We start from the raw sequence: 14,681 nt of genomic DNA, 5'->3' as shown, positions 1-14,681 counted from the left end.
AGTTTATAAAAAAAATAACATTTAGGACAGGAAATTATGCGTGCATTTTTCTGCCAATTGACTCACGGCAATAAGAGAGCATTGAGCAAATCAAGCAAAGGAATGCCCGAATAGATTTTCTTGCAGACGAGCAAAAAAATGTCGCCAGCCGGGCATCTGATACGCGCCACACTCAAGTCGCTATTTGGGACAAGCAGCGCCCTGATCTGCCCAGGCGCGCACTGCGTCATGGAATTCATTTTGCGCAAGCGGCGGCAGGCTGCGCTTGCCGGGAGACCACGCCCACTGCACCAGTGGATCGGCCGTCATATGCTGCACCAGCGCAGGCACATCCTTATTGCCGTTTTTATTTTTATCCAGAATCACCTTGCATAAAGCCCGGTCACTCAAGCCCTCCCAGCCCATGCTCAAAGGTGCCAGATGCCAGTTGGGTGCGCCGGGCACTTGTCCATCAGCGGTATTTTTGGTCTGGTGACATGCAAAGCATTTCAGCGTGGCCGAACCCATATTGTCCTGACCGCGCATGACCATCTGGTGATGCCGGTGCCTGTCATCTGCCTGGCGCGGAAATTCGGTGAAAGTGTGGCAATTCATGCAGCGCGGTGAGCGCAGCACCTGGGTCATTTGAGAGAACGACGCGCGCGAGGCATCGGCAGTATCGTCAGCCGCCGATACCATGGCGGCAAAACCGCTGATCAACATCAGCGAGAAGATGTGCAATATTTTTATCCGCAGCATAATCGTTCCTCCAGGGCAATCGAGAATCGCTCGCCGTAAGCAAAAAATTGCATCTGCATCCAAGGAGCGCGGCTTTTCAGTCTGCGCTCCGCCTGCCACGTGCTCGGTACGCTATCGCACCCAGGCCCGTGCGTGTTCCATGAAAAAAATTGGGCGGGCCTGTATGATGAGGATCAAGGTCGAATCAAGATCGTTCCCATGCCATGATGGCACACTCAAGGAGCTCAGCAATGCGAATAGAAAAAACGGAATTTCCCGGTGCCGACGGCCATAAACTATCGGCCAGACTGGATGCGCCGGACGGCGACATCCGCGCCTATGCCTTGTTTGCACATTGCTTTACCTGCGGCAAGGATGTATTCGCCGCCAGCCGCATCTCGCAGGCCCTGACTAGCCACGGCATTGCCGTGCTGCGTTTTGACTTCACCGGACTGGGTGCAAGTGAAGGTGAGTTTGCAAATACGAATTTCTCGTCCAATCTGGCTGACCTGGTTGCAGCCGCCAATTTTTTACGCGAACAGCATCAGGCGCCACGGCTCCTGATAGGCCACAGCCTGGGCGGTGCCGCGGTGCTGGCTGCTGCAGGGGATATGCCGGAGATACAAGCGGTCGTCACCGTTGCAGCGCCCAGCGATCCCAGCCACGTGACCGGCTTGTTCAAGGATCATCTGGACCAAATTCACGCCGACGGCGAAGCAGAAGTGCAGTTGGCGGGCCGCCCATTCAAGATCAAGCGCCAATTTATCCTGGACGCGGCGGAGCATGCTTTGAGCGAAAAGATAGCGCGGCTGAAGCGCGCGCTACTGGTCATGCATTCGCCCAGGGATACGACGGTGGATATATCCAATGCAATGCACATTTTTACTGCGGCCAAGCATCCCAAGAGTTTTATTTCGCTGGATGATGCAGATCATTTACTGAGCCGCAAGGAAGATGCCGTGTATGTCGCGAACATGATCGCATCGTGGAGCGAGCGCTATATCAGCGGCAATGGATGAACATTTTGCGCCGCAAAAAAATAAGCCCTCACGTTGCATGCACGGAGAGCTTATTTTTAACATCAGATGCCAGGTGCTAAGCACACTAGCACATTAGAATCAGGCCTCTGCCAGTTCCTTTGCTACGGCTTTCAACTGGAATGCTTTCAGCGCTTTGCTGGCGTCCGGAACTGCCAGTACTTCGCCGACGCCATTGATCAACTCGGCGATACGGTTTTCCAGTGCCTTGGCCTGGGTCGCCAGCACAAAATGCGCTGCCCTTTGAGTCTGCACGATGCTCCAACGCACCACCGGCGCGATGCCGCTGCGGTTCAGCAGGGAGCGTTCCATCAGCCATTGTTCAAACGAACGTGTCGGCAGATCGCTGTCGATCCAGATCAATTGATCCGATGTGTTTTTATTATTAGCCTGGCTGCGAATTTGGATTTCGTAAATCATTTTCAAGACTCCATAAAGGGAATCATCACTTGCACTTCCATCTCGGTGTTGAAGTTGCCGGCAAGGATTCGTTAGTTACGTCAAAGAACGTATGAATTTGCGGTTTAGTTGACAGGAAATAGAATTTTATTTGGTGCAGATACAAAAAAAACTGCCCTTTAAAGTGACAAATAGCAGAAAAACCTTCGTTTTAAATACCATTAATACAATTTTTATGTGAATTCGATTTATTTTGCTTGGGCAGCCGGCACTAAGGTGCACTCTGATATGCACACAAAATAAGCATGCCAAAAAGTGGTTTCGCAAAATTGAATTATCAAAAAATTACTTTAATCGGATCGCAGATAGAATTTTTCGGGCCGTGATACATTAATTACTATGTAATAACCGAATATCCATATTCGGCTTTGGACCTCGCTTTAGCCGCATACCGCACGCCGCATCTGCAGAACCTATCCTTTCTTATCCTTACCAACAAATTCAAGCTGGAGACACGACGATGTACCTGACCTATTTCAACGGAAGCTGGAGCGAAGGCAATACCCCGCTGTTTGGCGCGATGGACCACAGCGTATGGCTGGGTTCATCCGTCTTTGACGGCGCCCGTTCCGTACGCGGCCATATGCCCGATTTGCGGCTGCATTTGCAAAGAGCCATTCATTCGGCGGAGAGAGTGGGGCTGGCCTGCCCTTATACAGTGGATGAAATGGAAGCCCTGTGCCGTGACGGCGTTAAACAGTTTCCAGCAGATGCGGAAATATATATACGCCCGCTGGTGTTCGCCACATCCGGCCTGCTGATCCCCGAAAGCGACAAGTCGGGATTTGCACTGACGCTGTTCGACGCGGCGATGCCGCCGTTTACCGGCTTCTCTGCCTGCCTGTCGGAATTGCTGCGCCCCGATCCGCTGATGGCACCGACCGATGCCAAGGCATCCTGCCTGTACGCGAATACGACCAAGGCCCTGCGCGATGCCAAGCAGCGAGGTTTTGACAATGCGGTAGTGTGCGATATCCACGGCAACGTCGCTGAATTTGCCAGTGCCAATATTTTCCTGGTGACGGCCTCCGGCGAAGTCGTTACGCCGGTGCCTAACGGCAGCTTCCTGTCCGGTATTACCCGTGCCCGTGTCATCAACTTGCTAGGCAAGGCGGGAATCACCGTCGCGGAGCGCACCGTCAAACCGGAAGAGCTGGACAGTGCCAGAGAGATCTTCAACACCGGCAACTTCGGCAAGGTCATGCCTTGCACCCGCTACGGTACGCGCGAGCTGCCGGTCGGCCCGGTTGCCACCAAGGCGCGCGAACTGTACATGGCTTACATAGAAGAAAACTAAGCCGAAAACCAGGCATCAGACTCTGATTGCGGCATCAGCGCCGCAATCAGAATGCAGACCACAGCATCGCCAGGCCGGACACCAGCATCAGGCCGTCCATCAAATGCCGGAAGAATTCCGGCTCCAGCTTCAGCACAAAACGTTTCGACAGATAAGACCCTATCATCAATGATGAGCCTATGATCAGGCCCTTGATGATTGCCTCTGCCGGCAGCGCGCCGAAATAGCGGAAGGTCAGTGCCTTGCTCAGGTAAACTCCCAGAGAGCCGGCAGCCTCGGTTGCCAGGAAGGCGCCCTTGACCAGGCCATAGGCCAGAAACACAGGCGCATTGATAGGCCCGGTGGACACGACGATACCGGTAAGGAAGCCTATCGGCGCCGCCACCAGTGCAAGATGCCATAGCTTTACGCGCAGCTGCCGCGCAACCAGCCAGCGCCTGGCCGGTATCATCAGGATGAAGAAGGCACCAAGCACGACCTCGATAATGTGCGCGGGCGCCACCAGCAAGGTCCGGGCGCCAAGCGCAGCCGCCGGTATGCCAGTCAATGAATACACAGCGCAGGCACGCCAGTCTATCTCCCGCCACCACACCAGAATGCGGGACAGATTCGCCATCAATGCAGAAATCGCCATGATAGGCACTGCCTCGCGCGGTCCATACTGGATGACCAGCACCGGCATCAGCATGATGGACGAACCAAAGCCGACTATGCCGCTGATAGTACCGGCGACCAGCCCTACCGCCAGCACGAAAACCCATTCCATCAATTCATTCCTTCGCTTCCTTAAAATTTCTTATCCCATGCATAAGGGGACACCGCAACGGCATCCCCTTATCTGCTACCCGATTACAACAGACCTACTTGCCTATCGTTGTGGGAAAGGCAGGAGCCGTTTTGTGCTGAATCTCCTTATACCCTTGCAGCCTCTGTAGCACATTACTGATTGCGGCATCAAGCTGGGTATCGTTACCCTTATTGACTTCGCCTGGCTCAAGTTCAATGTCGATATCCGGTGCCACCCCTTCATTTTCTACTCGCCATTCTCCATCAGGCGTGAAGAAGCGGAACAAGGGAACGACCAGGCTGCCGCCATCGATCAAATCAGGGTTGGCGGAAATGCCGATCAAACCGCCCCAGGTACGCTTGCCGACCAGAGGCCCCAGTTTCAGGCGCTTGAACGCATACGGCAGGAAATCGCCGCCAGAGCCTGCATCCTGATCAATCAGCATCGCCTTGGGACCGTAGATAGCGCCACCCGGCGTGTCATACACCAGGCCGTCCCTGTCCTTCCAGCTGGACAGATAAGGCCGGCTCAGCACATCGGTGACGTAATTGGCAGCCTGGCCGCCACCGTTGCGGCGCTCGTCGATGATGACCGCCTGCTTGTCTACCTGGGCAAAGAACATGCGGTTAAAGTACTGGAAGCCGTCGTCTGCAGTGTTCGGCAAATACACATAGGCCACCTTGCCATTGGTTTTTTTCTGCACATACTGACGGTTCTTTTCCACCCATTGCCACTGGCGCAAGCCGCTCTCGCTGGCAATCGGCTGCACAACCACATTGCGCGGCTTGCCGGCGACGTCGCTACTGATGCCCAGCGTCACTTGCTTGCCTACGGTATTTTCCAACAAGGCATAAATATTCGTGCTGTCGTCCAGCGCCTTGCCATTGATCGCCATGATGTAGTCGCCTTCCTTGATGCCAAGGCCCGGAGCCGCCAGCGGCGCGATCAGGAAAGGATTCCACAGGTCGCCGGTAAACAGAGTCTTGATCCGATAATGACCTTTCTCCACGCTGAAATCCGCTCCCAGCAGGCCGACACTGGCCGGGCGCTCGCTATATACGTCACCGCCGCCTACCCGGTTATGGCCGACCTGCAATTCGCCTATCATTTCCACCATCAGCTCATTCAGGTCTTCGCGTCTTTGCACGCTCTTTACCAGCGGATGATAGCGCGCGTAGATCGCATCCCAGTTCAGCCCGTGCAGCTTGGGATCGTAAAAGAATTCCTTTTCCATCCACCAGGTTTCATTGAAGATCTGCTCCCACTCTTCCCGCGGATTGACCAGCATGCGTACCTGAGACAGGTCCACCAGCTTGATGTCAAGATTTTCCTTTGCATCCGACACTTGCAGCATACCCTTGCCATAACGCAGCAGCAGTTTCTTGCCGTCGGCGCTCATGTCATAGTCGGCGATGCCCTGCTTCAGCGACTTGGTCTTGCGCTCGTCAAAATTGAAACGGTACAGCTCCGCATCGTCCTTGCGCTCCACCTCCGGCGGCTCTATGCTGGAGCCAGGCTGCCTATGCTCCAGATAAAACAATGCGCCGTCGGATGCCACGCTCAGGCTGTCGTAATTGCGCTCTGCGACCGGCAGGGCAACAATACGCTGCTGCAAACCCGCCAAGTCAATGCGTACTGGTTTGACAGGCTTGTCTTTCTTTTCTGCATCCTTGGATTTGTCGGATTCTTTGCCTTCGTCTTTTTTAGCACCGTCTTTTTTATCGGCATCAGCACTGCTGCCATCTTTTCCATCCTTCTTGTCTTCATCTTTTTTATTGCCCTCATCCGCCTCCTTGGGCAACAGAGGCGATTTTCCATCTGCCGCCAGCACTGCTACAAACAGGCCGCTACGCAACTGTCTTTCCTGCGTGGACATATCCAGCCCCACCTGGCCTGGGCCGGAGTTGATAGAGGCGGTAAAGTACAGGTAATCCTTGGCAGCGAACGCAGGATTATCGGCATGGCTGAGGCCATCGGTCAGCGGCGTATTCTTGCCCGTCGTAAAATCATGCAGCCGGATCTGGCTGAAATGATTTTCACCGGCGATCGTATAGGCCAGCCAGCGGCTGTCGGCAGAGAAAGAGATATGGAAATCCTGCCTGCGCAGGCTGCTGTCGATGGCGCTGACAATGCCTTTTTCCAGCGCGATTGCGTACAGGTTCAAATGATAGTCCTGATACACAATGGTCTTGTTATCCGGTGACCAGCCCAGCAATTTATAGTAGCCCTTCTTCCCCAGGCTATGGTTCTGCGGTTTTTCCAGCCCGGCCTGGTCCCTGACCACCAGCGCATGCTGCATGCCTGCATCCGAAATATAGGCGATATGTTTTCCATCCGGGCTCCATAGCGCATCCTTTTCACGCACGCCCGAAGTTTCGGTCAGGTTGCGGGTAGAGCCATCCTTGACGGGGACGGTAAACACTTCACCGCGCGCCGTCAGCAGAATACGCTTGCCGGTAGGTGACAAATGCGCCGACGTGATCGTCTTGCTGGCGTCTTTCCACTGCGGGCGGGCCTGCTGCGCCTGCGCCGTGATAGTGACCGGGATATCCTTGATCTTGCCGCTGACAGTATCCAGTTCTTTCAGCACGCCGCCCACCTCATACACGACGCTCTGGCCGTAGGCGCTCGCATTACGCACATCCCACACTGTCTCATTCGTCACCTGGCGCACGGCCTTGGTCTTCCTGCTATACGCAAACAGGTTGGCAGCGCCATCATTGCGGTCAGAGATGAAATAGACTTCATCCTGTACCCAGACAGGATTGCTGTCGGTCGCATTCTCATGCGGCACCTTTTCTACCGCATTGCTGGCAGGATCGATAATCCAGATCGGCGGCGTGGTACCGCCACGATGCTGGCGCCAGCCGGCGTTGGCAACATAGGCCTGGCGATACGGGCGATAGGCCAGATGCTTGCCATCGGCCGACCAGCTACCTTCGAAGGCAACAGCCTCCATCACTTTCTTTTCAAATCCGCCATCCAGCGGCACTTCATATAACTGGTTGCTACGATTGTTGGCGACCTCGCGGGAAGAGGAAAACAGGATGCGCTTGCCGTCTGCGCTCCAGCCGCGCACGATATCCTGACCCGGATGCCAGGTCAGGCGCCTGGGCTGGCCGCCGTCCACGGAAACGACATAGACATCGGTGTTGTTGTCATAGCTCGCAGAGAAAGCCAGCCACTTGCCGTCCGGAGAAAACTGCGGCGAAAACTCTGAGGCCGGATGCGTCGTCAGTTGCACTGGATGCTGGCCGGCTCTATCCGTCAACCAGATATCTCCGGCATACACAAAGGCCAGGTGATCGCGCGATACCGCCGGCTGGCGTATCAGCATGGTCTGCGCCATGTCTGCCGCATACAAGGCTTGTCCGGGCACGCTGGCCGCCAGCAAAGCAGCCGCCAAAGCCGGGCCACTCAATAACTTCATCAACATAGCTTTCCCCATTATTTAATTTGTATGTTCGACTATCTGTCGCCGAAGTAGCTTGTGCTTATTGCCCGACAGCGAATCAGAATTTATCACTAGTTTGGAAACGGCGGATGATTTTTTCAGTAAGCCCCCACTGGCATGGACAGCACGCGCAGGACAAAATTCAACTTGCCCGGCCAATAAAAAAAGGGTGCCCGGAAAATATCCTGGCACCCCTTTTATTTAGCTCAGCTATTCATGGGCTGTAGCTTATTCTGCGTTCATTTCTTTCAGCAGGTTATCCGCATGGTCCACATGCTTCATTTCCCACAGCATGTAGCGCAGATCCAGTTGAATGGAGCGGGTATTTTCGTCATTGAAATCCCAATCGGAGATGATGGAATCCAGGGTGCCGTCAAACGCCAGGCCAACCAGCTCGCCATTCGCGTTCAAAGCAGCGGAACCTGAATTGCCGCCTGTGATATCCAGCGTAGCCAGGAAATTGACCGGTACTGATTTCAGGCTAGGCTCGTAATACTTACCGAAGTCCTTCGCCTTGATCGCATCCAGCTCCGCTTTAGGCGCATTGAATTCGCCTGTGCCGGTTGCCTTGGCGACGATACCGTTCAATGTTGTGAAAGGCTTCCAGCTAGTGCCGTCAGCACCAGTCGCACGTCCGGCAACCTTGCCAAACGTCACGCGCAGAGTGCTATTGGCATCCGGATACACAGCCTGGCCCTTGCTGTTCATGAAGGCGATATGCGCTTTCATGTAGTTGGCATAGGCTTGCTGGATTTTTCCGCCCAGCTCTTCTTCACGTGCTTCGCGCTTCAGGCTTTCGTCGTACATCGCCACTGCTGCCTTGATGAAGCTATCGCTGCTGGTTTTGAAATCAGCCGGTTTGCGTTCCAGCCAGGCAGAGCGTTCTGCCTTGTCGCCCAGCTTGCTGCCTGCATACAGAGTATCCAGCAAAGCCTTGATATCGGCTTCTTTCATGCCTGCTTTCAAACCCAGCGCCGCATCGAAATTGGTGTTGTGGTCGGCAGCCGGCTGCGCAACATACTTGCTCAGGAAGTTCAGCGCCAAAGCTTTGTCGACGGTTTCATCGTAGCTGCGCTCGACGGAAGCAACACCTGCCTTGAAGCGCGGCAGGTCACGTACCTGATAACCGGACTTGCGTTCTGCATCAGGCTTGGTGGATTCGTTCGCCAAGCGATACAGGCTGCGCGCGGTGGTCAGCAAGCGTGGCGAGGAATAGCTCAGCAGGAAGTCGCGGCGGCTTTGTGCATCGCGTTCTGCAATCAGTTTCTCTACCTGTTCGATGTCGGCAGCATAGGCTTTTTTGCGCGCGGCATCCGCATTGACCCAGGCTTTCAGGTCGGCATGTTCTTTTTGCTTACGCACCAGGAAATCGCTGCCGGCATAGCTATCCAGCATGCCCTGGCGATTTTTGTAGTAGTTGTTGATGCCTGCCACCTGGCCTGCATATTTCAACTTCTTGTCTTCGCTGTCTTTGGTTTCGCGGGCGATGATCGCCAGTTGCTCACCGGAGGCCTTCACATACGCTGGGTAGTTCCAGTCGAAGGTGTAAGCGACTTCGGAAGGCAGGCGGTGGCGATTGGTGCGGCCTGGGTAGCCTGTCACCATCACGAAATCACCGTCCTTGACGCCTTCTTTTGCCAGACGCAGGAAATGCTTGGGAACGTAAGGAACATTGTCCTTGCTGTAGTCGGCAGACTTGCCGTCTTTGCTGACATACGCGCGGTAGTAGCCATAGTCACCGGTGTGGCGCGGCCACATCCAGTTATCGGTATCGCCACCGAATTTGCCGACACCGGAAGGTGGCGCATGTACCAAGCGCACGTCCTTGATTTCCAATTGCTTGATCAGGTAAAACTCCAGGCCGCCGTAGTAAGCAGCCACATTGCAGCGATAGCCGGCGTCTTTTTCACATTCCGCGACGATGGCTTTTTCATTTTTTTCCATCGCATCGACGCGCTTCTTGCCGCTCAGCTTGGCAACATCGGCACTAATTACCTTGTCGCTGACGTTCCTTACTTCGCTGGTCACGAAAATGCGGCTGCCCGGGGATGCAGGCAGCTCTTCCGCCAGGGTCTTGGCCAGGAAACCGTTTTCCAGCAAATTACGTTCCGGCGTAGAGTTGTGCGCCACACTGTTATAGACGCAATGGTGGTTGGTCACAACCAGCCCTTGCGGCGACACGAAGGAAGCCGAGCATCCGCCCAGGCTGACGATCGCGCCCATAGGGAACTCAGTCAGCTTGGTCAGCGTAGCTGGGTCCAGTTTCAGGCCTGCTGCCTTCAACTGCGTAGCGATTTCCGGCAATTGCTGCGGCATCCACATGCCTTCGTTGGCGAACGCAATATTGCTGAGCGCCGTCAAGAGTAATAGCGATTTCTTCATTGGATTTTTATAAGATGGTTGAAAAAATATCGGGGAAGGGAACTTCCTAAGAATCCGCCAAATCTGACGGGCGGGCCGCCATTGCCTGTACCTGCGTTTGCACCGGTATCAGACTGGAACAGCATCGCAAAAATCGCCGTTCATCAGATTCAGTAGATTCTCAGAGGAAAGGAGTATCTGTGGCGCGGGTGATGATGTCAACACCCTCTTCTTACTGAAATAGCAAGGAGCTAGGCCCTACATGGCAGCTATGCACGGCAAGAGCAGCAGCACTCTCTGCAATATGCCGACATTTGTTTTGACTTGCTGCCGAAACACCAAATTTCTTACCAAAGTTTGAACTATTTAGAAGAGTGGGAATCATAGGCGCCCGTCCGCCCGCAATTCAGGAAAAATTATTTAAAAAGATTTGTATAAAACCCGAAACATAGCTGCATGCGACGCGGTTTTTTTGCTGTTTTTACATTGCCAGTCTTTCCGCAAGTACTCAGCAATAACTCAGCAATTCATAACCGGGATAGCCAGTTAGCGCCTTCCCCGGCCTTTTTCAAATTGAGCCAGCGCACGCTTCAACTCATTTTGCATGGGTGCGGTCAGATTGACGAAGCGGCAACCCACCTGGACTTGCTCTCCCAGTAAAAATGATTTGAACGGACGGCACAGGCGGATTTCCAGATCGACCGTCAACACCACATTATCCGATAACTCCAGCCTCACCTTGCTCAGGCGCCGGCCGACCCGCAAGGCCGAAGCGTCCGCAGGGCTGGCCCGCAGGCCCACGCCGCCGGAAGAAAAGTCGTATAAGGGAATCTCATATAACAAATTGTCCAGCACGAACACCGCCGAATAGTATTGCCCCAGCGGCGCCTCAAACCGGGCAGAACCGCGCCTTTCCAGTATCTTGCATTCCTTGGGAAAGCTGCTCCGCACCAGGCTGGGATCGCCATCCACCGCCGACCATTCGCCATCCAGCGAGAACTGCAGCTTGTTGCCCTGTGGCGTAGCAACGAAGAGCGCGGGCCCGGCCGGCGCAGGAGCGCCACCCACCAGTTCCAGCACCAGGCTTTGCGTTTGCTGGCTCACGCTATCCACCCGCACTGTCTGGAAGGTATCGCTACCAGAGGGGTAGACAGTCACCGCATTGCCATCCGTCGCCAGCGCCTTCAATACCGAACCTATGTCGGACGGATGATGAAGATAGTACGGCGCAATATCGGTGTGTTCGGGAATAGGTTCTATGGGCCGGAATACCGGATGACCGTCCGTGCGATGCTGCTCTTGATTTGCGTTGTTCACTTCCATGCTATGCGGGGTCCGGTATTGAAGATGGCTGTTATTGCTATTTCATTAGCTTTTTATTTCTGTACAGCAATAATTCTGCCACATAATGGCCGGGTTGGCGATTATCCTTGCCACTACTTAAGCAAAGCAGGAACGCAATTTTCGTGAGGCGGCGGCGTGCGCAAGCAAATTGCGCCACTTTTACTTTGTCAAATTTCCCAGAGCGGGAGCCGAGGGACGCACGCGGGTTTTTGCGACTACCCCGGACGGGGCGAACAAGACGACAAATTCATCCGCCGGCACTTGCCGCCCGGATTGCCCGTCCTGGTAATACAGCCATATTTCAAAACCGCTATCGAAACGTATTGTTTTAGTTCGGCCCAGCGCCGCCATCACGTCCGCCCTGGTACTGGTTCCCGAGACGATGCTTGACAAGGCTAACGGTACCGATACCCGGGCTACCTCGGCATCCACGATTTCCCCCTTCGGCGTTGTCGCACAGGCGGCCAGAGCGGCGGCACATACCAGGGGGGCTACATGTGTCCACACACGTTTCATCGCTCTGTCTCCCGCGCAGCATCCGTGCCGCTTTCAGCTTTCGCTCCGGCCGAGGGCGGAACTCCATCCTCCATATACTCCAGCTCCACCAGCGTGTCGTCAGGCCAGCTCTTGTCCCCCAGCGGCAGGAAATAAGTGCGATCCAGAAGTACCTGGCAATCACAATAGGCCAGCTCGGAAGGCGGCATAGGATGGCGGCTGATTCCTGCATACAGCTGGTCCAGCGATAAAATCTCCCTGCGTTCACCTGCCCGCAAGCTGACGCTGAACAGGGGATGATCAGAGAAGAACAGGTATTGCTGGTCCGGCGCATCGCAGTAAGCATCCGAACCCACAACCAGCTTGATCAGCTTGCCGATGAAAGGAGAGTCGTCCGACACCAGCCCGGCCTCCATGCCGACCCGGCACTCCAGGCGCAAGTCGCCCAGCCGCCGCGTATGCGCCGGCAGCCCCGGTGTGCGTATCTCGGTGCGCCAGGTCATGCTATTGGCTTTGCGGTTGGGCATGACGGCAGCATCTTCTTTCCATGCCTTTTCATTACGCGGCAGCGTAAAAGTATGGTCAGCCGCCACCGGCACCGGAATCGAAGCGGTATCGCCGGCAATGTTCAGCAATATGCCTTCCATATCGGTACCTGGCTGGCGCGGTAAAAACTTGTAGCGCAGGCTCGCTGCGGGAGCCATACCGTGCAGGCGTTCAAACAAGTCCATGCCCTTCAACATCTTCCGATAAGATTTGTCTACCGGATTGCGCGTGCCGCTGACTGTGACCGCGGCGACAGAAGGCGCATCAGCCTGTTGCTGCGGCTGCAACGGCTGTAGCGCCTGCGCGCAGGCAGCACTGGACAATAGCAATGGCAGCAATAGCCACGCGGTGAAGCATGCGCTGTGTTTCAACCTGAATCGTTTCATCTGAAGAGAACCCGCTAGCCCTGATATCCGTTAGCAAATTTACCTCGGATTGCACTCGCGCGCATGCCTAAATGGTAAGCAAATGTTTGCCCCTGCCTGCAGCCAGGAAAACGGGTTTAGCGGCTGCCCTTGTTGCCCGGCAATGCGTAATTGCTGGACATTTCTTCAGGGGTGAAGAAATCGCGCAGGCGCGCCAGCAGATCGCCGTTGGCTCGCATCTGCATTAGCGCGGTCTCAATCTGGGCAGCGTCGCTTTTTGAAACAGCGTTGGAAATATAGACCCCGGTTTCCGAAGGCGGAATTCCCGCGAGTCGCGTGTAGTGCACGCTTTTGCCGAAGCCGTTTTTCAGCCCCAGGGCGGCCACCTCTCCCGCAAAGGTGATCGACGGCATGTACGCATAGTCGGCTCGGCCCATCTGCATCTTTCTCACTATCGTCTGCGTATCTTTGACGTATTCGAGCTTGCCCTGCTTCTCCAGCCTTGCCAGCATGGCCAGATAAGCGGGGCCGTAGTTAAATCCCCGTACTGCATTCAGCTTGACGCCGGGCCTGTCCAGCAACTCCTGCACCGATGCAGGCGGCGTATCGCTGCGACTGCTGATCAGCATCCACTCTGTGCCCATCAAGGGCACAAACTTACCCCAGGCGCTGCGGTCCTCCGACTTTACCGCCGCCACCAGCAGATCAGCCTTGGCAGTTTGCATCATCAGCTCCGCCCTGGCGCGCGGCATCACGGGGAAGACAAACTCACATCCCATCCTGCTGCCGGCAGCCCTCAGCAAATCCGGATAAATGCCGGATACCGCACCACCGGCCTCATCGACGACTATCATTTTCCCCAGTTGCGATGCAGGGACAACAATAGGGCGGGAACAAGCCGCATGAGCCGGGAAACAATTTGCCAGCAGCGCAGCAAGGAAGAACATTTTCCTGAACATAAGCATGGCAGTCTGTAGCGGAAGGGATAGTAAAAAATACTAGCATATCGATAAGGCTACGTGGAACTCATTTCACAAATAGGAGTGAGTGCGAACGAGTCCATTTGGGATGCAGTGCGAGGCGCGTCGCGACGCAAAGACTGGCCGTCTTTGCTAGCGGCGCAACGCTGCAATGCGCCCAAATGGGCCGTTCCCGGAGGGTTTACCTTAAAAGCGGCGCTGGACGGCGTTGCGCTCGTTACCTCGGCGGCCCCGTCAATAGCTTGGCTATTGACGCCTCGCGCGCCTTGCCAGCGCCGCTTTTAAGGCAAACGCATCTCACTCCTATTTATGAAATGAGTTCTAATACATTTCTCGAAATAGCTTGCTATTGGATAGCTCGCTATCTATAATCCTTACATGGAAACCAAACCCGCCATCACCGATCAAACCTCGCCGTTGGATGCGCAGCTCTGCTTTGCGCTGTACTCCACGTCGCTGGCAATGAACAAGCTGTACAGGAAGATCCTGCGCAAGCTGGGTATCACCTATTCGCAATACCTGGTACTGCTGATTTTGTGGGAACAGGATGAGCTGACCGTGACGGACATAGGCGACCGCCTATTTCTTGATTCCGCCACCCTGACTCCCTTGTTGAAACGCATGGAAGTGCAGGAGCTGATCAAACGCGAACGTTCCGCCAACGACGAGCGCCAGGTAATCATCTCTTTGACCAAAACCGGCAGCGCAATGAAGAAGCAAGGACTGGAACTGCCGGAGGCAGTGCTGGCTGCCAGCGAATGCACAAACCGGCAAGCTGTTGAAATGTCGGCAAGGCTGGTCGGCCTGCGTTCTTCACTGAACCGCAACGTTTAATCAAT

General features: G+C 54.9%; 12 protein-coding genes. 3 read left to right on the top strand and 9 right to left on the bottom strand.

Going from position 1 to position 14,681, the window contains the following annotated elements; translation table 11 throughout:
* Nucleotides 1–180: 180 nt before the first annotated feature.
* Nucleotides 181–738, bottom strand: coding sequence for a cytochrome c3 family protein (locus IEW12_RS20340; protein ID WP_188567924.1), 558 nt, complete (start codon nt 736–738; stop codon nt 181–183).
* A 230-nt stretch (nt 739–968) separates the two neighbouring features.
* Between IEW12_RS20340 and IEW12_RS20335 the strand changes: the two genes are divergently transcribed.
* Entirely contained in the window at nt 969–1,736 is a 768-nt protein-coding gene (locus tag IEW12_RS20335; protein WP_188567923.1) for an alpha/beta hydrolase family protein, read from the top strand.
* A gap of 99 nt (nt 1,737–1,835) precedes the next feature.
* On the opposite strand, the gene IEW12_RS20330 is transcribed toward IEW12_RS20335, so the two are convergent.
* The gene (locus IEW12_RS20330) at nt 1,836–2,174 is read right to left on the bottom strand and encodes a hypothetical protein (protein ID WP_188567922.1); all 339 of its coding nucleotides are present in this window, start codon (nt 2,172–2,174) and stop codon (nt 1,836–1,838) included.
* Between the two features lie 499 nt (nt 2,175–2,673).
* Between IEW12_RS20330 and IEW12_RS20325 the strand changes: the two genes are divergently transcribed.
* Nucleotides 2,674–3,510 carry a branched-chain amino acid aminotransferase gene (locus IEW12_RS20325; protein ID WP_188567921.1) on the top strand — a complete coding sequence of 279 codons (837 nt, stop codon included), beginning with the start codon at nt 2,674–2,676 and terminating at the stop codon, nt 3,508–3,510.
* A gap of 46 nt (nt 3,511–3,556) precedes the next feature.
* On the opposite strand, the gene IEW12_RS20320 is transcribed toward IEW12_RS20325, so the two are convergent.
* From IEW12_RS20320 to IEW12_RS20290, 7 genes are all read right to left on the bottom strand, one after another.
* Nucleotides 3,557–4,276: a sulfite exporter TauE/SafE family protein gene (locus IEW12_RS20320; RefSeq protein ID WP_188567920.1), complete on the bottom strand. Its 720-nt coding sequence runs from the start codon at nt 4,274–4,276 to the stop codon at nt 3,557–3,559.
* Nucleotides 4,277–4,370: 94 nt separating this feature from the next.
* On the bottom strand, nt 4,371–7,727 hold the full coding sequence (locus IEW12_RS20315; protein ID WP_229751248.1) for a S41 family peptidase: 3,357 nt from the start codon (nt 7,725–7,727) through the stop codon (nt 4,371–4,373).
* A gap of 252 nt (nt 7,728–7,979) precedes the next feature.
* Nucleotides 7,980–10,133, bottom strand: coding sequence for a S46 family peptidase (locus tag IEW12_RS20310; RefSeq protein WP_188567918.1), 2,154 nt, complete (start codon nt 10,131–10,133; stop codon nt 7,980–7,982).
* A 525-nt stretch (nt 10,134–10,658) separates the two neighbouring features.
* On the bottom strand, nt 10,659–11,429 hold the full coding sequence (locus IEW12_RS20305) for a PilZ domain-containing protein (protein ID WP_188567917.1): 771 nt from the start codon (nt 11,427–11,429) through the stop codon (nt 10,659–10,661).
* Nucleotides 11,430–11,615: 186 nt separating this feature from the next.
* Nucleotides 11,616–11,972, bottom strand: a complete 357-nt coding sequence (locus tag IEW12_RS20300) for a hypothetical protein (RefSeq protein ID WP_188567916.1) — start codon at nt 11,970–11,972, stop codon at nt 11,616–11,618.
* Nucleotides 11,969–12,883, bottom strand: coding sequence for a hypothetical protein (locus IEW12_RS20295; protein ID WP_188567915.1), 915 nt, complete (start codon nt 12,881–12,883; stop codon nt 11,969–11,971). Before IEW12_RS20295 ends, IEW12_RS20300 begins: the two co-directional genes overlap by 4 nt.
* Before the next feature lie 116 nt (nt 12,884–12,999).
* A complete protein-coding gene (locus IEW12_RS20290; RefSeq protein ID WP_188567914.1) occupies nt 13,000–13,821 on the bottom strand; it encodes a substrate-binding periplasmic protein in 822 nt (273 codons plus the stop codon).
* A 399-nt stretch (nt 13,822–14,220) separates the two neighbouring features.
* Between IEW12_RS20290 and IEW12_RS20285 the strand changes: the two genes are divergently transcribed.
* A complete protein-coding gene (locus IEW12_RS20285; protein WP_188567913.1) occupies nt 14,221–14,676 on the top strand; it encodes a MarR family winged helix-turn-helix transcriptional regulator in 456 nt (151 codons plus the stop codon).
* Nucleotides 14,677–14,681: the final 5 nt, after the last annotated feature.

It is taken from the genome of Parundibacterium terreum, from assembly GCF_014636315.1.
Taxonomy (GTDB): Bacteria; Pseudomonadota; Gammaproteobacteria; order Burkholderiales; family Burkholderiaceae_D; genus Undibacterium; species Undibacterium terreum.
This window is presented reverse-complemented; position numbering and strand designations above follow the sequence as displayed.